Here is a 21024-nt window from a genome sequence, read left to right as displayed (position 1 = left end):
CCCCGAGTCCACACCCCTACCCCACGTCCCTGGACCACTCCACGCGAACGTCCCACACACCCAGGGGACAGTTGGTAAAGTCCGTCACCCTCACACGCCAGAACGCAGCAGGGTCGCCTTCGCAGGCGACGTCAACGAGGACAGGCGTGCCCCTCCGCCCGGTGCCCCATCCACACCGCCACGTCGCAGATCCGCAGCACACTGACTGTCTCCGGCACCCCCGCGACATGGCGCAACGCGAGCAACTGGCGGTGCAGGGCTCGGTCGTCCGCACCCATCGCAGCATGCAGCGCGAGCCAGAACGAGGGGCGCGGACGGCCCAGAGCACAGCGCACCACACGGTCGTAGACCGGCAACAGCCGTGGACGCTTACGAGCCAAGAGCTTTCCAGCAATCACCCAGTCAACTCCGTACTGGCCGCAGAGGAGGTGCCAGGCCTGGTCCGCCGGTGAGCCCTCGGCCAAGACGTCCGCCTCGGCGTCGACCATGTCGATGTCCCAGGGAATGGCCTGCAGCAGACCGGACAGCCGCGTGCCGAGGCGGCCCTCCAAAAGGTCCAGCGCGACAGGCGCCGGAACGGTGACCGACAAGGTCTGCACCGCGACCAGGTCCTCCGCCGTGATCCGATCGGCGATCCCCAGCCGGTCTCCCCCACCAGCCAGATGCTCGAACCGGCTGCCCGTGAACGGCACCGTGCCGGGTGGCACGCCTATGCCGAAGTAACGCCGCAGATCCGCGATGGCCTGAGGATCGGCGATGAAGGCACCCAACCGCTCCACGAATGGCTTCGAAGGATCAACGAAAGACACCAGTAACTCCTCTTCTGTGCGAGTCGTCGACGGTGGACCTACTTGCCGCCATGACGATCAAGGTGATCCTGCAAGCCAGCTCCTCCGGCGGAATTCGGCAGTTGCCGGGAAAATCATGAATCGCGGCGGACAGGGACCGTACGGCGTGAGGCGGAGTCGAGCACGAGGGCCAGACGGCTATCCCCTCGGGCAGGCGCGTCGGTGCCTTGGTCGACGCAGCGTTCGTTTGGCACGTCGAGGACTGCTGCCATCTTGCTGGTCAGAGAGGAGGTGTACAGCAGGCCGGCGACCGGTGTCTGGGGGCGGAAGACGTGCAGGAGGTACTCGGTAACCACTTGGGTGGGCACGTAGTCGATCTGCTCGTAGGCGGAACGCGCGGGCTTGGTCAGCTGGGCGGCGAAGTCTCTCAGGAACATCAGAGGGCGGCGGTCCGCCGCTCGGTCGATGTCGTAGAGGGAGGGCACGGGCGGCAGGTATGTGAAGTCGACGACGCTACATGGAGCAGACGTCTCGAAGACTGCTGCCGTCGCCCAGGACTCTGCACTGCGGAGTGAGGTCTCCTGGACCGCGGTTTCGGCATCGATCGCCCCGTAGAACATGGGGATACCTGCAGGACTCATACGGTTGGCCTGCCGGGCATACTCACGTGGTGCTGTGCCCAGGCGCCGCGCGTTCCAGTCGACCTGCGGTTCGTCGTGGGTCAGCGCACGCCACAGGCGAGTGCCAGCGGGCAGTTTCTTGACGAGACCGAGTCTGTCGACGAGGTCGCCCACGTGGTCAAGGATGCGGCCGGTTGATACTTCGCCGGCTCCCAGCCACTCTTCCTCCATTTCCCGCAGCCAGAAAACGTAGCGGGTGCGGTACTGCACTTGCTCACAAAAACGGGCCCACCCATCGCGAAGAGCTTCGTCACGGCGAGGGGCGATGAAGTCGACAGGCACCCAGGGCTGGTCGATGATGGCGTCGCATACGGCATCCAAAAGGCCTTCCCCCACGAGGACATCTGAGCCGCCAAAGTCCTCCACCACCTCCCACGTATCCAGGATGGTCCACTGGTAGCCGCCTTCTCTGCCGTCCCAGGAGACACCCTCGTCGTCAGCGGAGCGGTACTCGGTGTGGATGGCTGCGACGAACGTCTCCAGCAGAACATCGAGCTCAGCAGCCGGAGATTGTCCGCAAAAGCTGCAGGCGTCCTCATCATTCTCGGCTGCGCTCAGCACCGCTTCGAGGACGTCGTCGTTCACACAGCCGGTGCACACAAACTGATCGGTGAAGCACCAGCCCTGGTCGTCCTGCTCCTCGATCATGCGCTTGTAGAGCCCCATCAGCAGTCGATTCTTCTCCAGTGCGCGCGTGACGCGCGAGTGTGGTTGTCAAAGGTCAGTGCCAGACGCGGGCTCCGTGTCCACCCCGAGGTCGAACCGCATCTGCTGCCGCATTTCGGACAGGAGCGCCCACGACTGTTCGATGCCCGTTTCGAAGTTGTCCAGGTCTTCCTGGTTGTAGGAGGTGGACGCGGCGATCTGCTTCAGCCGTCCGTAGCCGGCGTTCAGACGCCTGCTAGCTGCGCCGGCCACAGCCATTACCTGCAGGGGGACGATCATCTGCGCTTCGGCGTAGCTTTCCCGAAGTGTCGTGCGGCGGGCCTCAAGCTGCTCGAGCGCGGCCTCAACCCCTGTCCCGTTACACAGCGCGTGCATGAAGTCGACCTGTGCCGTCAAGTACTGGCGGGCTGTCGTGTTGAACGTGATGTAGCACGCCCTGCGCAAGGCGATGGATTCCTCAGCCCGGTTCCGGGCCCGCTCCGCTTGGAGGAGAGCCTCTGCGTGATCACGTTCCTCACGCCGCTGCTCCGCAGCCGCCTCCATCTCCATCCGCTTGGTGCGGTCCGCGCGGCTCTGCGTCAACAGCGAGGCACCCAAGGTGCCAACCACACCAACCACGGCCACCAGCAAAGCCGTCCATCCCGCCCCCACAACCCCTCCATACTCTCCGATGCATGACAATTATCGGCTGAGACCAGGGTTTCTCGTCACTGCCAAGCCAGAGGCCCTGACCTGGCTATGCGTCATCCCACCGAAGCCTCCCGCAGTAGCGCATGAAGCCCGGCGGAACGTAATCAGATTGCGCACGGGCACCCGGTTCCGCGAGCCGGGCCGACCGCGTGAATACCTCTGGCCAGCTTCGCATCCCGTATCTCGTATCCCACCGGATCATCAGAGGCGGAGCAGGAGGTCATCGACGGCACGCCGAGTTCGAAGCGGCCAGCGGCGTACGGCAAGACCACGTGCAGCGCGGACTTGCTCGGCGGCCAGGTGCCGTCCCGTGACGGTGACGGAAGCGTCGTCGCCGAGCCCTCGCAGCATGCCGTCGTAGGGGCAACCCGCCTGGCAGCCGTCCTCGCGGCGCTCAAGGGCGCCGGTGGTCAGGTGGTACAGGTGAGCGCCGGTGTCGGCGATGCCGCCCGGCGCGGTCGTCATGCTGACGAACTGGTTCAACTGCGCGGCCGCGGCGCTGGCGGAGAAGACGAAGACATTCTCCTTGCGGCGCAGCGGATGGTCGCCGGGCAGGCCGATGATGTAGGCGGGGTCGTCGAGAGAGTCGTCGCGTTCGGCGCTGACGTGGGCGGGATCGTACTGGCCCAGGCATTCCATGCAGGCGCGTCCGGGCGCGGCGATGTGGGCGCGCCATTCGGCGCCGCGCAGGCGTCCGCCGCGATACCGCCGTCGACGACGGGAATGAGGTGAGTGTAGGCGAGGAGGTTGAGGACGGCGCGGGGCCAGGGCCGGTCGACGCAGGAGAAGATCACATCGCAGTCGGCCGCGGCAGCGAACCCGGCAGGTTCGACCACACTCAGCTCGTACGGCGTCGCGCGGAAGTTCGTGGCGGTGGCCGCGCGGCGGGCGGTTCGGGCGGCGAGATGGGCCTTGGCCCGGTGCAGGCGCACGTCACGAATGGTGGCGTGCAGGAGCCGGTCGAGGTTGACCTCTTCGACGGTGTCGAAGTCGAACAGGCTCAGGCGCTGGATACCGGTGCGGGCCAGGGCTTCGACGACGAGCATGCCGACTGAGCCGCATCCGACGACACCGACATGCAGGCGGGCCAGGTCGTCCTGGGTTGTCTGCCCCCAGGCGGAGACGGTGCGCAGCTGCCGGTTCGTCGCCGCCGGCACAGGGAGAAGACGGTCGTTGACGGTAATCGTCAGGTGGCCGCCGACCACGCGGACGCTCTCCGCCTCGGTGGGGGTGAAGCGGCGGGGGGCCTGTTGCTGCCAGATGCGCGCGCCGAGACCGGCGTCCGTGGCCGCGAAGGTCAGACCGACCAGCGGACGGCCGGTAATCACCTGGGTCTGCGCGGCGAAGGACGCCTCGGCCGCGTGGTCGATGCCGTTCAGGCGCTGCCACCCGCGGCCCTTGGGGTGGGCGTGGATGAAGCCGAGCCCGCAGCCGTGCTCAGCTGCGAGGGCGGCGGCGCGCAGGAAGTAGGCGCTGGTGAAGTTCACCGTTCCGTGTACGATCCGCTCGCCCTCACGCGGCAGCACCACCTCAGTGAGTAGCGCGGTGGTACGGCTGGCGCCGGTGCTCGGCCGCCACAGCACGAAGGCGCAGTCCTCCTGCCCGTCCGCACGGCACAGGTGGTTGCTGAGGTTCTGGGCGACCTCGCTGGTCATCGCGACCGAGAAGCGGCCGATCATGCGGAAGGACCGTTCTCCAGCTGCGCGAACAGGGTGCGCAGGTGCCGCAGGTAGCCACGGACGGTGCGATCCTGCGCCCAGTCGGCGGGCGGCCGGCTCCAGTGCTCCCACTCCGGCCCCAGCGGAGAAGTGTGCACCGCACCGTGAGGGTGCCCCAGGCGGGGGGTGATGTGCGGGCCGTGCGGGGCCGACAGCGGCCAGTCGGGCACCAGATCCAGGCCGATGCGTACTGTCGTCCCGGCCTGCGGGCCGACCTCGACGAGGTAGTCGAAGACGGCGAAGTTGCCGGTCTGCTCCACCGTGTAGCCGGCGCGGCGCAGGCCCGCGAGCATTCCCGCGGGCCCCGCCTCCGTGACGGTGGTCATGCGGTCGGGGTCGGGCCGGTGGAGACCGACACGAACGTCTCCCGCTCGTGCACGTTGATCTCCTCCTCCCCGCGGCCCGCGAACGAGTGCTGATGCCGCCCGGTAATCCGGACCAGGTAGTGCGTGCCAGCGTCGATACCGGCCAGGGCCAGGATCGTGTTCGGCGTCGTGCGCTTCGGCACATCCACCGGCTCACCGTCCACCGTGACCGTCACCGTCTTGCCGCCGGTCTTCTCCTGCTGGATGTCTGCCGTCGTTGTGACGACCACCTCCCCTTCCCCCGGCCTGCCACGGCAGGCCGGGATATGCGAAAGGCGGGCTCGAAGCCCGCCTACTTGCTCTTCTTCGAGCCGCGCGACACGCGCTCGTTCACCGTCGTCGACGGGCTCCGACGCACCGTCGACTGCTTCACGAACCGACCCGTGACCGCACTCCGGCCACGCTTCCCACCAGCCCCACCCGCCTTGCTGGACTTGCCCGGCATGACGTACCTCCTTCCGGACCCAACCGATCTGACCTGCAAAGACACTCCATCGTGAGAAAAGTTTTATGCACCCATTAGGTCAATGAAACTTTCCTTGATCGAGAGAGTAGCATGGAACCGACAGGTATACGCAAGAGGTCTCTGGGGCTGCCGGTGGACATCGCCTTCGACGACGCGGAGCTCGCCCGCGTCTGCAACAGCGACGCGGCACGCCGGGCGCGCTACGGACCGGAGGCCGCCGTCACGCTCCACAGACGCCTCGGCCAGATGGCCGCCGCCGACCACCTGGCCGACCTGCATCACCTCGCGGCCGCCCGGCTACGGCCCAACCCGACCGACAGCGGCGTCAGCCGGATCGTCTCGCTCGGAGACCACGGCCACCTCGTCGTACGCCCCCGCGACGACCCGCCCGCCACTCACCACGACGGCACCCTCGACGAACACTCCGTACGCGCCCTGATAGTCACCGCGATCGCCATCACGCGATGACCGCCCCCGCCGCCCCCGCCTCCCCGACCTCAGAGAGGCACCACCCGTGACCCCGCCTCCCGCCCCGCCCTTCGTCTACGCGCCCGACTCCGCCCAGCCGCCCGGCGAGACCCTCAAGGAACAGCTGGAAGCACTGGGCATCCCGCAGGCCGACCTCGCCCGGCGTACCGGCCTGTCCACCAAGCACATCAACCAGATCGTCCAGGGCACCGCGGTCCTCACCCCCGAGACCGCGCTCCTCCTCGAGCGCGCCACCGGCATCCCGGCCTCCATGTGGAACCAGCTGGAAGCCGCCTGGCGCACTCACGTCACCCGCCAGCAGGAGCTCCAGCAGTTCAGCAAGCGCATCGACTGGCTCGACAACTTCTCACTGACCGAGCTCGTCAAGCGCAGCATCCTGCCGAACAAGAGCAGGAGCACGGACAACCTCCAGCGCCTACTGGCGTTCTTCGGCGTCGCCGACCCGGACATCGCCGAAGACCTCTGGCGGAACTACCGCACTGCCTTCCGCCGCTCCACCGTCTTGAAGACCGACGACTACGCCACCGCGGTATGGCTACGCCAGGCAGAACTCACGGCCCGCGCCCTGCCTTGCCAGCCGTTCGACCGCGCCGCCCTCACGGCCCTCCTGCCCAGCCTGCGCGCCCTCACCCTGGAAGACCCGGCAACCTGGCCCAACCGCATCACCCATCTATGCGCCCAGGCCGGCGTGGCCGTCGTCTTCCTCCCCGCCCCTCCCCTGACCAGCGTCTCCGGCGTCACCCGCTGGCTCACCCCCGACAAAGTCGCAATCGCCCTCAGCGACAGGTTCAAAAAAGACGACCACTTCTGGTTCACCGTCTTCCACGAGATTGGCCACACCCTCCTGCACGGCAAGAGACTGACCTTCCTCGACAACACCGACCGCGCCGACGAACGCACACCCGAAGGCGACCTCAGCGAAGAAGAAGCCGACGCCTTCGCAGCCCAGACCCTCATCCCGCCCGAGAACAACGCCGCCTACCGCCGCCTCGCCCGCAGGCCCATGCCCTTCGACAACATCAAAGCCTTCGCCCGCCAAGCCGGCATCGCCCCAGGCATCGTCGTTGGCCGCCTCCAGCACGACGGTGCCCTGCCCTGGACCCACGGCAACAACCTCAAACGTCCCGTCCGCTTTCCCCACAACGGCCCCGCCGAGGACCAGCCACAGTGACCGACCACCCCCGCAAAGGCACCGTCGCAGCACCGGGCTCCCCCGACTTCGCCCTGCACACCCTGGGCTGGCGCGCATTCCAGGACCTGTGCGCAGCCGTACTCCGCGAAGTGTGGGCACAGTCCATACACACCTTCGCCGACTCCAACGACGGCGGACGCGACGGTGCCTTCTACGGCACCTGGCAACAGCCACCTAACCCGATCGGCGTCCAGGACGTCCCCGACGGCCCGTTCGTCCTGCAGTGCAAACACACCAAGAAAGCCGACACCACCCTCGCGCCCTCGGATCTCGACGACGAGTTCGCCAAAGTCCGGGCTCTGGTGGACCGCGGTCTGTGCGGTAGCTACGTCCTACTCACCAACGCGCGGGTCAGCGGCACCTCGGAAGCCACCATCCGACGACGGCTGCTCAATGCCGGCGTCGCATACCCGCTGGTCCTCGACGGCCAATGGATCTGCGACACCATCGCCACCCGCCAGCGCCTACGGACCTTCGTCCCCCGCGTCTACGGACTCGGCGACCTCTCCCAGATCCTCGACGAACGCGCCTACACCCAAGCCCAGTACCTGCTCTCCTACCTACGAGAAGAGCTGGCCACCTTCGTCGTCACCGACGCCTACCGCCGTGCCGCACAGGCTGTCCAACAACACGGCTTCGTCCTCCTGCTCGGTGAACCTGCCGTCGGTAAGTCCGTCATCGCCGCCACCCTGGCCATGACCGCCCTCGATGCCTGGGGCTGCCTCACCGTCAACGCCCATGACGCCGCCGAACTCGTACGCCACTGGAACCCCGACGAGCCGAACCAGTTCTTCTGGATCGACGACGCCTTCGGCGCCGTCCGCCACGAACCCCAGCTCACCGATAACTGGTCTCGCCACATGCGCCAAGTCATGACCGCGGTCCACGGCGGAGCCAAGATCGTCCTCACCTCACGCGACTACATCTACCGTGATGCACGCCCGCAGCTGAAGGAATACGCCTACCCCTTGCTGCACGAGCAGCAAGTAGTTGTCGATGTCTCCCAACTGCCCCTCGATGAACGGCGCCAGATCCTTTACAACCACATCAGCCTCGGTGACCAACCCGCAGAAGTACGCGGCAAAATGAAACCTCACTTGGAAGAGGCGGCCGCCCAGAACCCGTTCCACCCCGAAGTAGCTCGACGCCTAGGCAGGCAAGCCTTCACCCGACACCTGGAACTGAGTAAGAACGGCGTCACCGATTTCATGCGTCGTCCCACAGCATTTCTACGCGACCTCTACACAGAACTCGGACCAGACGAGAGGGCTGCTCTCGCACTGACTTACCAAGCGGGGGAAATCCTGCCTTCTCCGCTCACCCTCGACGCCGCTCAACAGGACGTCATCGTTCGCCTCGGCAGCTCCCCTGCAGGCATCGACCGCGCCCTTAACGCACTTACCGGAACCTTCCTGCGATTCTCATCTTCTCCAGGAAATGAGACCACGACAGGGTGGTCATTCCGCCACCCCACCCTCCAAGAGGGATTCGCCGAACTCTTGGCTGCAAACCCCAACCTCCTTGGCGTCTTCCTCTCTGGGCTGCATCTTGAAAAAATGCTCACCAAGCTCGATTGCGGGAGTGACAAGCAACGTGGAACCCTGGTTAAAGTCCCATCAACCCTTTACCCCTTCGTCGCCAAGCGACTCCAGGACCTCGACCCCAGGCATCGAAAGGATCACTGGGAAGATTTCCTTTGGTGTAATTTCTTCACCACCCGATGCTCCGACGAATTCCTTAAGTACTACACCGAGACGGATCCCAAATTCGTCTCCGAAATGATGAACTTCGGGATTTACCTGGGCTCCGACCGGAAGCCTGAGGTACTGGCGCGCCTTCACCAAGCGGAACTCATCAACACAGAGCAGCACGAAGAAATAGTTCAGAACCTCACCGAGTACGCCGTCTCAGTCCCGGATTCGGGTTGGGTAGATACACCACACTGGAATATCATCCTTTCCCAAGAAGAGAGGGAGGCAATTTGGGAGGAAGTCAGGAGCGAGCTACTGTCGCCAACCTCCACCCTACTATCGGACTGGAGTTCCAATCGCTGGGGAAACAGAGATCAAACACCAGAGGAGTACTACGCACCACTTAGAGAGAGCCTGGAGACTTACCGAGACTCACTCTCGGACCAGCCAGAAATGGCCGAAGAATTCAACAGACTACTCACAGAAGTAGATGAACTCATCGAAGATGAAAAACTAGAGGCCAACGAAGAACAAGAGGCCATGCCACAACCCAACATCCCGCCCATCAACCACATTCTCAAGACTCAATCGAATCCTGCCGCCACTTGCCACCGAAGTGTTTTCGACGACATCGACGACCACTGAGTCCGTCGGAGGCTACGTGCCGCACATGTACACCACGCATCCCCGCTGGTCAGCCACAACAAGACAGCTAGACCTCAGGTAAAACGGACGAGGCACACCGAACTTCGGGCCGGATGGGGAAGCCCTGGGCCGTCGTCCACGACAACCAGCGCATCCCCGCCGCCCAGCGTCTCTACATGACCGCGACCCCGCGGGTGTGGCAGCTGGACGAGGACAACCCCGGCCAGCCCGGGGAGCTCGTGGCGAGCATGGAGGACGACCCCGACGGCCCCTTCGGCAGCAGGGCGTACACCCTCACCCTTTCCGACGCGGTGAACTGGGGTATCTGCGCCCGCTACCAGGTCGTCTGCGTGGACGTCACCGACTCCGAGTACCAGGACACCCTGCGCCCCGGCTCCCTGGCCACGACCGATCAGGTGCGCGGGGCGCGGATCGCCGCCCTGCAGACCGCTCTGGTCAAGGCCTCGGCCGAAGAAGGCTTCAAGCGCACCCTGACCTTCCACCACCTCGTCCGCGAAGCCGAAGCGTTCTCCGCCGGCCTGACCGACGTCGCAGCCCGCCTCCACAAGGACGACCCCGAGCTCTACCCCAAGACCATCTGGGCCGACTGGCTGTCCGGGGAGCACAGCCCGCTCCACCGCGCCCGGATGCTGGACGAGTTTTCCACCGGCATCGCCGGCGACGGCACGGTCGTGGAGAAGAGCTACCTCGGCTCCGTAAAAGTCCTCGGCGAAGGTGTCGACACACGCGACTGCGACTCCGTGTTCTTCGCGGACGTACGCGGCTCCATGCCCGACCTCGTCCAGGCCGTCGGCCGGGCCCTGCGCATGCAGCCCGGCGAAGGCAAGACAGCCTCCCTCGTCGTCCCGATCCTGTTCAAGCCCGGCGAGAGCGCCGCGAACATGCTCACCAGCAGAGCGTACGGTGACCTCGCCAAGCTCCTCGAAGCCCTTCGTGCCCACGATGCCCGCGTGGTCGAGGTCCTCGGCCAGGCCCCCTCCGTCGGCCGCACCGAGTCTGCCGACACCGATGCGGGGGACGATGCCGACACCGAACGAGGGGTCGGCGACACAGTGGAGGGGCCGAGTGCCGGGGCCCGGGAGCTGCTGAAGTTCAGCACCCCTCGCGACCCGGCGATGCTGGCCGCGTTCATCAAGCTGCGGATCCTGGATCCCGAACACGAGCACTGGCGCCGCGGGATCGAAGCCTGCGTCCTCTACACCGACAGGCACGGCGACCTGCGCGTCCCCTTCACTTTCCGCGCCCCCGGCACCCAGCAGGATGACGACGGCCTCGACACCGCGGAGGACAAAGCCGACGAGACGGGGTGGCCGGCGTCGCTGGCCGGGTTCCCGCTCGGCCAGTGGATCGCCGACGCCCGCCGCCAGTACGCCCGCGGCACCATGCCGCACGAACGGATCACCCAGCTCGAGAAGCTCGGCATGATCTGGTCCACCGTCGACCTCGCCTGGGAGGAAGGCCTCTCCGCCGCCCGCGCCTGGGCGCAGCTGCACGGCCACCTCCTCGCACCCCTGAACGCCACCTACGAGGGAGCCAAGGTCGGGATCTTCCTGAAGAACGCCCGCGCCGCCGCCCGCCGCGCCGACGACAACCAGCGCCGACAGGCCGAAGGGCTGCCCGCTGACCCCACCGGCTGGGCCCTGTCCGAGGAGCGGCGCGAGCAGCTGGACGAGATCGACGCATCGTGGTGCCCGACGTGGCCGGTCACCTGGCAGCGCGCCTTCCACCTCACCCGCCTCCACCTCGAAGCCGGCGAACCCCTGCCCACCCGCCTGGGCCAGACCCTGGCACAGGGCGAGGACCTCGGACGCTGGGTCCAGACCGTACACACCAGCTGGGACAAGCTCACCGGCGCGCAGCAGTGGATGTGCGCACACGTCCTGGGCATCGAGCCGGCCAACGAAGCCGAGAAGCCGAAGCCCTCGATGAGCCAGGCCCAGAAATGGGCCATGCACCTTGCCGCAGCGCAGCAGTTCTTCGAGCGGGAGGGCCACCTCAAGGCCCCCCGCAAGCACATCGAGACCATCAACGTCACCGGGACGGGCGACGGCCAGGACGAGGAGCGTCCGCTCAAGCTCGGTGCATGGGTCGCCAACCAGCGCACCCGTGCCGCGACGCTGACGCCCGAACGGGCCGAGCAGCTGTCCGCGATTGGGATGTGGTGGTCGTGATGGGCGTCGTCGCCACCGCGGCCGCCGCGCTCGCCGCCGGTTACCTGCTCGGGCGGCTGCGCCCGTGGCAGCGGCTGGGCGACTGGGCTGCCGATCAGGTCCGTTTCACCGGGGCGTGGGCCTGGGGCGGCGCCGCCCGCCAGGCCGTTGTCGTCCTGGTCCACGCTGTCACCGCGCCGCGCACCAGCTGGCGCATCATGCGCGCCCCGGCTGCCGAGACGCGGGCGCCCACGCCCGTACGCGATCCGGACTGGGTCGCCAACCGCACCCACCACGACAAGGCAGGCACCGCATGAGCACTGAGCAGGAGGCCGACGCGTACGGTTAGGAGCTGGCCCGCATCAGCCACCATCAGCACGAGTCCACCGACGCGCGGTTCATGGTCTTCCAGGCCCTGGCCGCCGTCGGCATCGGGCACGAGCAGGCCGACGACATCGTGGCGAAACTGGAGGCCGGGGCGGTGGCCGGCGCCCACACCTGGATCTCTGAGAGCAGCCCCCCGCACGGATCCGAGCCCAGTTCGAGGACGGCTGGTTCGCCGGTGTCCGCGACGTCGCCAGCTACCTGCTTCGCATCGCCGACACCACCGCCACCGCACAGCGGGGGCGCGCCGCCTCCAGCGCCATGCTGCTCGCACACCTCCAGCAGTCCGCCTCCCCCGCCCCGCAGAAGGCTCCCGCGCCCGGATCCTGACCTTGCCGTGGTGCTGGACGCGAGGGACGTCCTGGCAGCCGCAGAGCGTTTTCCGTGGGCCGGCCGCGCCAGGGCCCGCATGCCGGAACGGGAGGTCGTGGGCCTGAGCGAGGACACCGCGCAGGCCCTGGCCGTGTGGATCGACAGGCGCAGCAGGCTGACCGCCCGACTCGAGGGCGGAGTGCCCCGCCACCTGTGGCTGTCCGCTCCACCCAGTCCCGACGCCGGCGTTCCGATCAGCAACTGCGGAATCAGCAAGTGGTACAAGAAGGTCGCCGACGCCGTGCAGATCGAGCAGGACGCGGCGGGCACGCCCGAGGCCGACCTCGTCCCGACCAGGTGGGAGACGATGCGCCGCACGCTCCTGGCGCAGCAAGAGGCGTGCCAGGGCACCTCATAGCAGCGAGAGGACAGGCGGCCCTGGACGGCCGATGAGCACGACCGGGTACGGCGCGCCGCCGCGGCCGCGGGCTGCGACGTTGACGAGTTCGTGCGCGCGGCAGCTCTCGCCGCTTCGCAGGACGGGTTCCTCATGGCCCTCGACATGGCTGCCAGCACCATCGCCGCTCGAGGCCGCAGCGACGCGGTGCAGCACGACTACGCCCTCTGAACGCTCCCTCCATGGGCTTCCGCGGACTGTCGGTGGCCGCCGATACCCTCCGGCCATGAGCGAATCTCAGCCTTTCTCGAACTTCGCCGCCGCGGTGTCGAAGTTCATCGCCCTGGTCTGACGCGCGTGGCACGCAAGACTGCGGCCGAACGGCTCGCAGCCGAGATCCAGCAACGGGCCGCGCACAGACCGGCGGTTCCCTGCGGCGCCGACTACCAACGGCGACCGATCGGCGGTCCTGCCGTCTGCCAGGATCCCGGCCGCTACTGGACCCCGCGGCACCAGATGGCCCACCGAGGACCACAGCGCCCCTTCCAGGGGCCGCTCACCGAGACATGGACCGCCCCGGGGCGTGTACCCCGCTGGTACGTGTGGTGGCGCCTGTGGGGCGAGCAGAACGGGGCATGCGCCACTTGCCCGGGCCCGGCCGAGGTCGTCGACCACTGCCACGCCACGGGCCTGGTGCGCGGCCTGCTCTGCTACGACTGCAACCACCACGAGGCCCTGCACGCCACCAGGGTCGCGCTCGGCCTGCACAGCACAGAGCGCTGCTGGTTCCAGACCTATTGGACCCACCCGCCCGCCGGCCGGTTCTGCTGGTATTGGCCGTACGAACGCCGCTCGACGACACCCATCTTCCTGACTGTGCCGCCCTCATGGGCCGCCGGCCGGAACCACCCGAAACCGCGGTGCGCCCGTTCCTGCGCCACCGTGATCGGGGGAGCCCTTGCCGAGGGTGTGCACCTGGGCGGCCGCCGTCCGGCGACCGGGCGGGCGACGCTTCGCCGACCGCTGCCCACCAGTTGGCTTGAGCAGCACCCGCTCGGGAAGGGCTCGGTCACCCCGTTCCCCAGCGCCACGTCACAGGCCGCCGATGTTCTTCGCCCATGAACGCGCCGCATCCCTCGTCCCTGTTCGGCACCGTCGTCCTCACCGGCTGGATCGGCGAGCACCCTGGCGACGGTGGCGATTTCTCTATGCTGATGGCCTACAGCCAACGACGGTGACCTCGGCTCAGCCGCAGGACTTGCCGCGCGCCGCGAGCTCGTTGCTGGCTGGGGCATGAAGGTGGGGAACTTCGTGGAAGCCCCGGTCATTCAGGGGGCGCCCGTCACCGCGATGCTCGAGGGAATCACGGTCACCGTGACGGGCTTTCCCGGGCTGAACCTCGTATGTCCCACCTCGCGGGAGTGGGCGGAGATCGCTCTGCGGCGTGGTCAGATCTTCTTCGCGTTCGCCACCAGGGCCGCACCGCCGAACCTGAGCGACAGCCGGGTCATGCAGTTCGTCGAGGACGACGCGACCATCCGGAGCACGGTCTCCATGCTCATCCCCGTGCGCTGACTTGCAGCAGGCCGGGCATCGACGGGGGTACGACACCGGGCCCTGCGCGCAGCCTATTCCTGTCTGACATCCGGCTCCGCACGAAGGACACGAAATGACTGACGGCTCCGGTGCCGATCGGATCGACCTCAACGTCGAAGACGCGCCTTGGCTGCAGGCGCTGGTCAGTCGGGTCTACGTCGCACAGCAGAACGACGACCAGGACGAGGCTGACCGTTTGCTCGCGTACGCCCGATCCGAGGGCAGTGCGCCGCTCTCCCGGCTTGCCGAGCAGCTCCTTGAGGGCCTGGCTTCCCGAGCCGGCACGGAGAGCAAGGGCAAGCGGATGTAGCCGCAGAACATCAGTGCGGCTCCAGCCGATCAACTCATCTGCGACTTCTGTTCGAGCACCGGCCCGGCTGCGTACTACGAGGTCACCGAGTTCAGCATCGGCGGCGCCGGAGGCAGTTTCCTCTCCGGGGACCTCTTCTACGCCTGCGCACGGTGCAGGGAACTCGTCGACGCCGGCGACTGGAAAGGCATGCGCGCCTGGATCGGCCCACAGCAGTACAGCATGGGCCTGCGCATGCTCCTCGTCGGCTTCAAGCAGCACCGCAAGGGTGACGCTGTCGACTTCGAGCCGGGCACAAACCCTGAACTGAACCGCTGAGTGTTCAACGGGCACGGCGCCGCCTGCCGACGTACCGTCACCCTGGGCATGCCCGCAGCGGACAGGACGGCGGGCTGGCGGTTCCGCGTTCCATTCGCACGTTGCGCGGGGCCGCCCCTACTGCGGCCGCCGCGAGAGGGCGTCGCGTGCCGCCTCAGCAAATTCTGCTACGTGGTTGGTCAACTGCGAATACGCAGCAGCGAGAGGATCTTCCTCTGACGCGAAACCGGAGTCTCCCAAGGTTTCGTCCAACTCGCGGAGGAAAGCTGTACGGAGCTGGCGCCACTGTGCCCCTCCGCTCCTGATCGCATGAACCTCGGTGGCCGCGATTCCGGTCACTACCTGGGCGAGATTAGCGGCCTTGTACGCACTGCTGACGACGCTGTCGGGCCCCTCAAGCACGACGACAGCTCTGGCGGAACGAACAGGCGTGGTGTCGGTGTTTTGAATTTCGATCGAAGCGCGCAGTTCTGCCTCGGTACGGGAAATCGGGGCGCCTGCTGCCTCCGCCTCCATGTATAGCGACCGCGCCACGGCAGTCGGGTTCGTGGCCTCGGTGAACGCATATAGGGCTGACAGCAGCGCTGCATACGCCTCCCTTTGGTGCTGACGGCGTACAGCGTCGATTGGTCCGTGGTGGGCGCCACGAGCCTGGAAACGTCCTGCCCCAAGTGCGGCTCCGGCGGCGAGAACCGCTGCGGATGATGCGATGAGCGAGCCTGTGACCGCGGAATCCATGGGTACATCGTTGCGTCACATCGGTGCAGCTGGGGCCCTTTCGAGACACTTCCCAGAAGCCATCCGTGGGTACGTCAAGTTCTGGTGTAAACGATGCCGCGCAGGTTGTTGGTCCGCTATCATCTGTGCACGGCCGAGCACAGGCCGAAGCCAGCCTCAGCCCATGACTGGGAGCACCTGGAGCGAAGGTACGCGGGGCCTACGGGACCGGGCGCATCAGTGCGAGGAACATCGCCCTGAGGGGTGTTTCACCGATTCGCCGCAGTCGTACTCACGCGCGTGCATCGGGTCATGGGACTGCTGCGCGCCAGTTGAGGACTGCTGCCATGGTCAGTAACCAGCGCAAGAAGGGCCGGGACAAAGCCCGCGCCGCACGTACCGGTGCCTCCCGGGCTTCCGCCGCCACAGGAAACGTTCACCGCCACGACCCCGTCCCGGACATGTCGATGCTCAACGACCTGCCGTACGCGGCAGGGAACCCGCTGAACCTCGACTTCGCCGGCCGCCTTGTCGCCGCATGCCGAGCAGGGTGCGCCCCCTGCCAGGACACGCTGACGCGCAAGGTCGTCGACCGGCACCGCCCGACCCTCGCAGCGCTCGCCGGCGCCGTCTGCGGACTGGAGATGAACACCATCCTCCAGTACTCCCCCACCGTCTCAGCGACGGACAGGTCGTGGGCGCTCCTTGCCCAGCATGCCTCCGAGTCCCGGGACGGCAGCACGGCGTACGCGGCTGTCGAAGCGATGGATGCAACGCAGGCCGGGCAACTGCTGGACGACGTGCTCAACCACTGGGCCGCCGGCGGGGCAGAGCCGGACGAGATCACAGCCATGCTCAACACGCTCCGGGCCGGCCCGCCACGTCGGGGCCCGGCGGACCCCATGACGCCCTTCCGCGAAGCCGGGGTCCGCGAGCTCCTGGCCACCGTCGCACGCGTGAGCTTCCGCTGATGGCCGCCCGCCCCCGCCGCGAGCGGCCCGACGCACCTACCTGCCCGGAATCGCGGACGTCCGCATCTGTGGCACCGAAGCGACCGTCCAGGCCGTCCTCGCCGTCCTCGCCCGCGAGTTCCAGTCCACCAGCACCCGGCCGTACGACGGCGGACAGCGCGCCTACCTCCAGCTCGATACGGGCTGCACCGACCCCGACGACTGACCCCGCGGTCCCTCATTCGAGGGCCCAAAAGTAGAACTTGCCCAGCTCAGGGCATCGGGCCCCGGTGCTGTCCTGCGGGCACGGAGCTGTACCCACACGCTCCTGTCCGCGCCAGGCAGCACCTGGGGGGAGCAGGGCGGGCTGGGGGCCGGCAAAGGCACCCAGCACCCGCCGCTCCGAGCCCGCGACGCCTTGTCCGAGCAGAAAGTCGAACTCCGTGAGCAGCAGCACCGATCCGCTCATCCACATCGCCGACGTCATCCGACCGGCCTGGCGTGCCATCGACCGATCCGACGGCAGCACGGCCTTGGTCGTGCCCGTCGTCCTGGCCGACGGCAGCGGCGCCAATATCGTTCTGTCCGAGTTCGTCGGCGCCCGCCTGTGGGGCGCCCTCGACGGCCGCGACCCCTCCCTCATCGACCCGCCCCCGACCAGCAGGAGCTGACCATGCGTACCGGCCATCAGCACGAGAGCGCCACCGAGACGGACACCGCCCACCTGATGGCAGGCAAGGCCGTCACCTTCGACGAGCTGGCCACCGAGTTGTCGGCCATCGAGCTCAGGCTCCGGCAACTGGCCCGGGCGGCGGAAGTGCCGGCCACTCCGGTGGAGCTCGCGGACGTCATCGACTCCCTGCGCTCCACTGCCTTGACCGTGCGGGAGAACGGCGAGCACATGGGCTTCCTCGCCCGCGTCGTCGACGGCCAGGTACCTCTGGCCACGGCCTTCCCGACCGGCGATCCCTGGGGGGTGGCCGCACGCGCGAGCGACCGGATGGATTTTGGAGGCCCCGCGATCGTCCCGACCGTGCGGCAGCTCTTCAAACTTGCCCAGGACGCCACCCGCGCAGGTACGAAGACCACGACCTACCCGGAGGCAATGACCGGTCTTGGCATCGGCTGGGAGAGCAGGGCGGCGGGCACCCGGCGCGACATGGAACGGCATACCGCAGTGGCCAAAGAGTCCCTGCTGCTGACGTGCGAGAAGTGCGGCGCGAACGAGGGCCAGCCCTGCAGGACAAAGTCGGGCTGGGCCGCAGACGTGGCGCACTCCGACCGTCGGCGCGCAGCCGAGGCGATCGTAGACGAGCGGTTGGGCTACCTCGGCAAGAATCCGGTGGCGGTACCAGAGGCTCGATGACCGACCGGCACCCCGGGGCCCTGGCGTACGCCAGGGCCCCCGCTCACTCCACCGGGTGCTCGTCGAGCCAGCGCGACAAGTCGTGAGCGGAGCCGAGAACATCAGGCCGGTTGGAGACCACTCCAGGGGCGGCCCCCTTGTCCTCGCCGACCGCGATGCCCTTCTCCATCGTGTTGATCAGTGCGTACGCGTCCGTCCAGAACTCCGCCCCCACGGACTTCTCGGCGTTCATAGCCTTCCTCAGAGCGCGCGCCGGCTCCATGACCGCCAGCATCTGCTCCCAGCACGTCCCCGGCTCCTGCTCGAGGCACCCGCCGTCCGTGTCGAACGTCGTCACCGCGGCGCCGAACGTCGCGGTGGCCTCTGCCAGCGTCGCCTGCTCCACCTTGGCCTCCGGCTTCGCAGCGCCTTCACCGTCCGAGCTGCAGCTGCTCACGGCCGCCACGGTCACGGCCAGGACCAGCGCGCCGGCCGTCTTCCCCCACACATGTCTCCCCATGACGCGGGATCATCGCACGCTGTACCGACACGGCCACGATCAGGGCCTTCCTCGTACGGTTCGTCGTGAGGTGCGGAGGGCGACGACCGCGCCGAGGCTGGAAGCATGTCCCCCGCTGCGAAGCTGGTCGTGTACCCGCCGGACGAGAACGGATGGCGCCATGTGCGCTACGACGGCCGGGCGATTGGGATTGCGTACCGACCCGCCGACATCCGCGTCTTCCTTGCCGCGGCCGGCCTGGACGACGCGGACAGCGTCGACCTGACAGACCCCGACTTCGTGGAGTGGCGAGGCGGCGGCCCCGAGGAGTGGGAGCCGTCCCCGTAGGCCCCTCGATGGCTGCCGAGCGCGGCCTGCGCTCCCTACTCTTCCTTCGGCTCCGGGGTGTTCTTCTCCGTTACCGGGAGCTTGATCTCCTCGGTCTTGTCCCACCAGGCGTAGGACCACTCGTGTCGGACCGTCACCCTGTCGGCCCACGGAAAGACACGGCCGGCCAGCGCCACCACCGCGGCGCTCAGCGCCTTCACGGCTTCATGACGACGCTCATTCCGGATATTCGAGCGCAGGCCGCGCGGCACATGGAACTCGAACGTCAGCCGCAGAACCCTCGGCACATCGCTATCAGATGGCACCGCTACCTCCACTGTGATCGGAAACAACCTCCATGGTGCCCGACTTTTCAGGGAGATTTGACGTTCTCGTCGAGATGTATCAACTCTGTGCTGCTATGAAGGGTCGGAGGGCCCGTTCTCGACGAGAGGGTTTCCCGGCGGTGATCGGTTCCCTGATGCTCATCAACCGCCACCGCCTCTCCCGAGGCGGCGACCGCAGCGCGAACTCAGCCCTCTACCGCATCGCTCTCGTCCGCATGTCCAGCGACGCCCGCACCCGCGAATACGTCGCCCGGCAGACCGCCGCCGGACGCACGAAGAAGGAGATCATCCGCCTGCTCAAGCGGGCGATCGCCCGGGAGATCTTCCGCTACCTCACCACACCGGTCACCGTCCCGGACGTCTCCGACCTCCGACCCGCACGCCAGGCCAAGAACATCACCCTCACCACCGTCGCCCACCACTTCGGTGTCTGGCCTGCGGTGATCTCCTGCATCGAACGCGGCACACGCCGCGACGACGACTTCGCAGACGCCTACCGAGACTGGCTCACCGCCGCTTGACCTCGGCCAACCCGGCAACTCCTCGATCCTGGGACGTGACGTCGGTGGATGATGGGGCGATGTTCGTCCGCACGGAGAGCCTGCCGCAGACCCCGCAGCAGCACATGACAGTTCGGGTTCACACCGCCATCGGATCCGCCGTGGTGCTCTGGCGCGGTGATCCGCGAGACGCGGACGGCCAGCACCTCATCGAATGGACAGTCGACGAGGGCATCCGCTGGGGCCAGAACACCCGGGCGGCCTCTGCCACCGAGCCGGAACTCCGGCAGGAAGGCGACCGGGTGATCATGAGCGGCCGCCTCCACCTGACCGCCGACGGCGCCGCCTACCTCCAGATCGGTCACTGGTCCGTGCTGCTCGATCTGGCATCACCCGTCCCCAGCGGCATGGACCGATCCTGGGTACAGATCAGCGTCGGATCGGACAGTGTCGCCCTACACCCCTACCAAACCTGACCGGGCCACCCTCCGGTTCTCGACAGCCCTTGACTGCCAATAGGAGCATCAACACGGCCGTTCGCACCCCACGGCGCTGGCTACTATCTGCTCATGGCTATTGACTATGAGTCCCTGGTGAGCGATCTGGTCGCCCGAACGGAACGTGCGGTCAAGGAAGTCGCTCACCTCGCGGTGGATACGCAGATCCACTTCAAGGTCAATGACATCGTGGACGCGGTGGAGCGTGGGCTGCCCGCTGACTATCCCGCGCCGACCGCAGAGGGCAGCTCGCGACGTGATGTGATCGCGGAGATGGCGCGGGACATCCTGAGTGGTGAGATGTACGAGGATGCTTGAGCCGTAGTTCTACTTGGCGACTTCGTACTGCACGGTGGCGTCGGGGCAGGCTTCGGCCAGCTGGAGGAGAACGGAGCGTTCCTTGTCGTCCGGCGGTCAGTCCCCAGCGGAGCTTCGTGCCGGTCCAGTCCGCGGCGTAGGTGCAGCGCGCACTGTCGAGCGGCGGGAGCCATTCTGCGGGGTCTTGGTCGGAGTTGGAGCGGTTGGTCCTCGCGGTGACGGCCACCAGAGACCGCTCACTCTTGAGGTCGTTGGCGTAGGCCTGGCGGCGGTCGGCCGTCCAGGCGCTGGCGCCGACTGGCGGGGAGCGTCATTCCCAACGTGCCATATTCGTCCGCCGACGTGAGCGGAGGTAGCCGCCTCACCTGCCTACGGAGCGAATCCCTTCAGCCCGCCGGTCTTCCAGGGCCTGAATTAGAGAGCGGGTCCGAAGAGGTCGGGGTTGGCCTCGGCGAGGGTGCGGCGGATCGCAACGGCTTCCTCCACGGCTACCAGGCCATCTGCCCGCCGGCCCACCTCACCCAGGCGGATGGAGAGGTTGTTGAGCGACGTGGCGAGGTCGGGCAGGTAGGCGTCCGGGGTGGCCTCAGCCAGGGTGCGGTAATGGCCGACGGCCTCCTCGACGGCCGCCAGACCTTCCGCCCGC

General features: G+C 67.4%; 27 protein-coding genes and 3 pseudogenes. 18 read left to right on the top strand and 12 right to left on the bottom strand.

Translation table 11 applies throughout. From position 1 onward, the window contains the following. Positions 1 to 131 precede the first annotated feature (131 nt). The 7 genes from ABZY45_RS19940 to ABZY45_RS19910 form a co-directional block, all read right to left on the bottom strand. Positions 132 to 809, bottom strand: a complete 678-nt coding sequence (locus tag ABZY45_RS19940; RefSeq protein ID WP_356741607.1) for a DUF6308 family protein — start codon at positions 807 to 809, stop codon at positions 132 to 134. A 113-nt stretch (positions 810 to 922) separates the two neighbouring features. Then, positions 923 to 2134: a HEPN-associated N-terminal domain-containing protein gene (locus ABZY45_RS19935; RefSeq protein WP_356741606.1), complete on the bottom strand. Its 1212-nt coding sequence runs from the start codon at positions 2132 to 2134 to the stop codon at positions 923 to 925. 48 nt (positions 2135 to 2182) lie between these two features. Continuing rightward, on the bottom strand, positions 2183 to 2758 hold the full coding sequence (locus tag ABZY45_RS19930) for a hypothetical protein (protein ID WP_356741643.1): 576 nt from the start codon (positions 2756 to 2758) through the stop codon (positions 2183 to 2185). Positions 2759 to 3025: 267 nt separating this feature from the next. Continuing rightward, the gene (locus tag ABZY45_RS19925) at positions 3026 to 3289 is read right to left on the bottom strand and encodes a hypothetical protein (protein ID WP_356741604.1); all 264 of its coding nucleotides are present in this window, start codon (positions 3287 to 3289) and stop codon (positions 3026 to 3028) included. A gap of 14 nt (positions 3290 to 3303) precedes the next feature. After that, entirely contained in the window at positions 3304 to 4503 is a 1200-nt protein-coding gene (locus tag ABZY45_RS19920; RefSeq protein WP_356741602.1) for a ThiF family adenylyltransferase, read from the bottom strand. Continuing rightward, positions 4500 to 4868 (bottom strand): hypothetical protein, encoded by a 369-nt coding sequence (locus ABZY45_RS19915; RefSeq protein ID WP_356741601.1) that lies wholly within the window; start codon positions 4866 to 4868, stop codon positions 4500 to 4502. Before ABZY45_RS19915 ends, ABZY45_RS19920 begins: the two co-directional genes overlap by 4 nt. Further along, positions 4865 to 5137: a hypothetical protein gene (locus ABZY45_RS19910; RefSeq protein WP_356741600.1), complete on the bottom strand. Its 273-nt coding sequence runs from the start codon at positions 5135 to 5137 to the stop codon at positions 4865 to 4867. Before ABZY45_RS19910 ends, ABZY45_RS19915 begins: the two co-directional genes overlap by 4 nt. Positions 5138 to 5463: 326 nt before the next feature. On the opposite strand from ABZY45_RS19910, the gene ABZY45_RS19905 reads away from it, so the two are divergent. The 11 genes and pseudogenes from ABZY45_RS19905 to ABZY45_RS19855 all read left to right on the top strand — a co-directional run bounded on the left by ABZY45_RS19905 (position 5464) and on the right by ABZY45_RS19855 (position 14878). After that, positions 5464 to 5841: a hypothetical protein gene (locus tag ABZY45_RS19905; RefSeq protein ID WP_356741599.1), complete on the top strand. Its 378-nt coding sequence runs from the start codon at positions 5464 to 5466 to the stop codon at positions 5839 to 5841. A 46-nt stretch (positions 5842 to 5887) separates the two neighbouring features. Continuing rightward, positions 5888 to 7033, top strand: a complete 1146-nt coding sequence (locus ABZY45_RS19900) for a helix-turn-helix domain-containing protein (RefSeq protein WP_356741597.1) — start codon at positions 5888 to 5890, stop codon at positions 7031 to 7033. After that, the gene (locus ABZY45_RS19895) at positions 7030 to 9390 is read left to right on the top strand and encodes a hypothetical protein (protein ID WP_356741596.1); all 2361 of its coding nucleotides are present in this window, start codon (positions 7030 to 7032) and stop codon (positions 9388 to 9390) included. Before ABZY45_RS19900 ends, ABZY45_RS19895 begins: the two co-directional genes overlap by 4 nt. A gap of 113 nt (positions 9391 to 9503) precedes the next feature. Beyond that, positions 9504 to 11582, top strand: coding sequence for a Helicase associated domain protein (locus ABZY45_RS19890; RefSeq protein ID WP_356741594.1), 2079 nt, complete (start codon positions 9504 to 9506; stop codon positions 11580 to 11582). Next, a complete protein-coding gene (locus ABZY45_RS19885) occupies positions 11582 to 11878 on the top strand; it encodes a hypothetical protein (protein WP_356741593.1) in 297 nt (98 codons plus the stop codon). The genes ABZY45_RS19890 and ABZY45_RS19885 overlap by 1 nt, the downstream gene beginning before the upstream one ends. 407 nt (positions 11879 to 12285) lie before the next feature. Beyond that, positions 12286 to 12675, top strand: coding sequence for a hypothetical protein (locus ABZY45_RS19880; RefSeq protein ID WP_356741591.1), 390 nt, complete (start codon positions 12286 to 12288; stop codon positions 12673 to 12675). A gap of 336 nt (positions 12676 to 13011) precedes the next feature. Beyond that, the gene (locus tag ABZY45_RS19875; protein ID WP_356741589.1) at positions 13012 to 13776 is read left to right on the top strand and encodes an endonuclease domain-containing protein; all 765 of its coding nucleotides are present in this window, start codon (positions 13012 to 13014) and stop codon (positions 13774 to 13776) included. Beyond that, positions 13773 to 13892, top strand: a complete 120-nt coding sequence (locus ABZY45_RS19870) for a DUF5949 family protein (protein WP_356741587.1) — start codon at positions 13773 to 13775, stop codon at positions 13890 to 13892. Before ABZY45_RS19875 ends, ABZY45_RS19870 begins: the two co-directional genes overlap by 4 nt. Before the next feature lie 52 nt (positions 13893 to 13944). After that, positions 13945 to 14229: pseudogene (locus ABZY45_RS19865) on the top strand (DUF5949 family protein); the annotation flags it as partial. A 94-nt stretch (positions 14230 to 14323) separates the two neighbouring features. Next, positions 14324 to 14560, top strand: coding sequence for a hypothetical protein (locus tag ABZY45_RS19860; protein WP_356741585.1), 237 nt, complete (start codon positions 14324 to 14326; stop codon positions 14558 to 14560). A 189-nt stretch (positions 14561 to 14749) separates the two neighbouring features. Next, positions 14750 to 14878, top strand: a complete 129-nt coding sequence (locus ABZY45_RS19855) for a hypothetical protein (RefSeq protein ID WP_356741583.1) — start codon at positions 14750 to 14752, stop codon at positions 14876 to 14878. 117 nt (positions 14879 to 14995) lie between these two features. On the opposite strand, the gene ABZY45_RS19850 is transcribed toward ABZY45_RS19855, so the two are convergent. Next, the gene (locus ABZY45_RS19850; RefSeq protein ID WP_356741582.1) at positions 14996 to 15616 is read right to left on the bottom strand and encodes a hypothetical protein; all 621 of its coding nucleotides are present in this window, start codon (positions 15614 to 15616) and stop codon (positions 14996 to 14998) included. Positions 15617 to 15942: 326 nt separating this feature from the next. On the opposite strand from ABZY45_RS19850, the gene ABZY45_RS19845 reads away from it, so the two are divergent. The 3 genes from ABZY45_RS19845 to ABZY45_RS19835 all read left to right on the top strand — a co-directional run bounded on the left by ABZY45_RS19845 (position 15943) and on the right by ABZY45_RS19835 (position 17911). Next, positions 15943 to 16566, top strand: a complete 624-nt coding sequence (locus ABZY45_RS19845) for a hypothetical protein (RefSeq protein ID WP_356741581.1) — start codon at positions 15943 to 15945, stop codon at positions 16564 to 16566. A gap of 422 nt (positions 16567 to 16988) precedes the next feature. Further along, positions 16989 to 17216, top strand: a complete 228-nt coding sequence (locus tag ABZY45_RS19840; RefSeq protein WP_356741579.1) for a hypothetical protein — start codon at positions 16989 to 16991, stop codon at positions 17214 to 17216. A gap of 2 nt (positions 17217 to 17218) precedes the next feature. Continuing rightward, complete coding sequence (locus ABZY45_RS19835) at positions 17219 to 17911, top strand: hypothetical protein (RefSeq protein ID WP_356741578.1); 693 nt, start codon at positions 17219 to 17221, stop codon at positions 17909 to 17911. A 43-nt stretch (positions 17912 to 17954) separates the two neighbouring features. On the opposite strand, the gene ABZY45_RS19830 is transcribed toward ABZY45_RS19835, so the two are convergent. Then, positions 17955 to 18410: a hypothetical protein gene (locus ABZY45_RS19830; RefSeq protein ID WP_356741576.1), complete on the bottom strand. Its 456-nt coding sequence runs from the start codon at positions 18408 to 18410 to the stop codon at positions 17955 to 17957. A 105-nt stretch (positions 18411 to 18515) separates the two neighbouring features. Between ABZY45_RS19830 and ABZY45_RS19825 the strand changes: the two genes are divergently transcribed. Beyond that, the gene (locus ABZY45_RS19825; RefSeq protein ID WP_356741574.1) at positions 18516 to 18737 is read left to right on the top strand and encodes a hypothetical protein; all 222 of its coding nucleotides are present in this window, start codon (positions 18516 to 18518) and stop codon (positions 18735 to 18737) included. Between the two features lie 35 nt (positions 18738 to 18772). On the opposite strand, the gene ABZY45_RS19820 is transcribed toward ABZY45_RS19825, so the two are convergent. Continuing rightward, on the bottom strand, positions 18773 to 19042 hold the full coding sequence (locus tag ABZY45_RS19820; RefSeq protein WP_356741572.1) for a hypothetical protein: 270 nt from the start codon (positions 19040 to 19042) through the stop codon (positions 18773 to 18775). 167 nt (positions 19043 to 19209) lie between these two features. Between ABZY45_RS19820 and ABZY45_RS19815 the strand changes: the two are divergent. The 3 genes and pseudogenes from ABZY45_RS19815 to ABZY45_RS19805 all read left to right on the top strand — a co-directional run. After that, positions 19210 to 19401, top strand: a pseudogene (locus ABZY45_RS19815) (transposase); the annotation flags it as partial. A gap of 179 nt (positions 19402 to 19580) precedes the next feature. Next, complete coding sequence (locus tag ABZY45_RS19810; RefSeq protein WP_356741570.1) at positions 19581 to 20039, top strand: hypothetical protein; 459 nt, start codon at positions 19581 to 19583, stop codon at positions 20037 to 20039. 93 nt (positions 20040 to 20132) lie between these two features. Next, positions 20133 to 20378 carry a hypothetical protein gene (locus tag ABZY45_RS19805; protein ID WP_356741568.1) on the top strand — a complete coding sequence of 82 codons (246 nt, stop codon included), beginning with the start codon at positions 20133 to 20135 and terminating at the stop codon, positions 20376 to 20378. Positions 20379 to 20387: 9 nt separating this feature from the next. Here ABZY45_RS19805 and ABZY45_RS19800 read toward each other — a convergent pair. Both ABZY45_RS19800 and ABZY45_RS19795 read right to left on the bottom strand, forming a co-directional pair. Beyond that, positions 20388 to 20673: pseudogene (locus tag ABZY45_RS19800) on the bottom strand (HNH endonuclease); the annotation flags it as partial. Positions 20674 to 20792: 119 nt separating this feature from the next. Continuing rightward, positions 20793 to 21024, bottom strand: a 232-nt coding sequence (locus ABZY45_RS19795) for a hypothetical protein (RefSeq protein ID WP_356741566.1), incomplete at its 5' end; no start/stop codon positions are given.

The sequence above is a fragment of the Streptomyces sp. NPDC006516 genome (genome assembly GCF_040611875.1).
In the GTDB taxonomy this organism is placed as follows: Bacteria; Actinomycetota; Actinomycetes; order Streptomycetales; family Streptomycetaceae; genus Streptomyces.
Note: the sequence above shows the minus strand (reverse complement) of the source record. Positions and strands in the feature narration are given on the sequence as shown.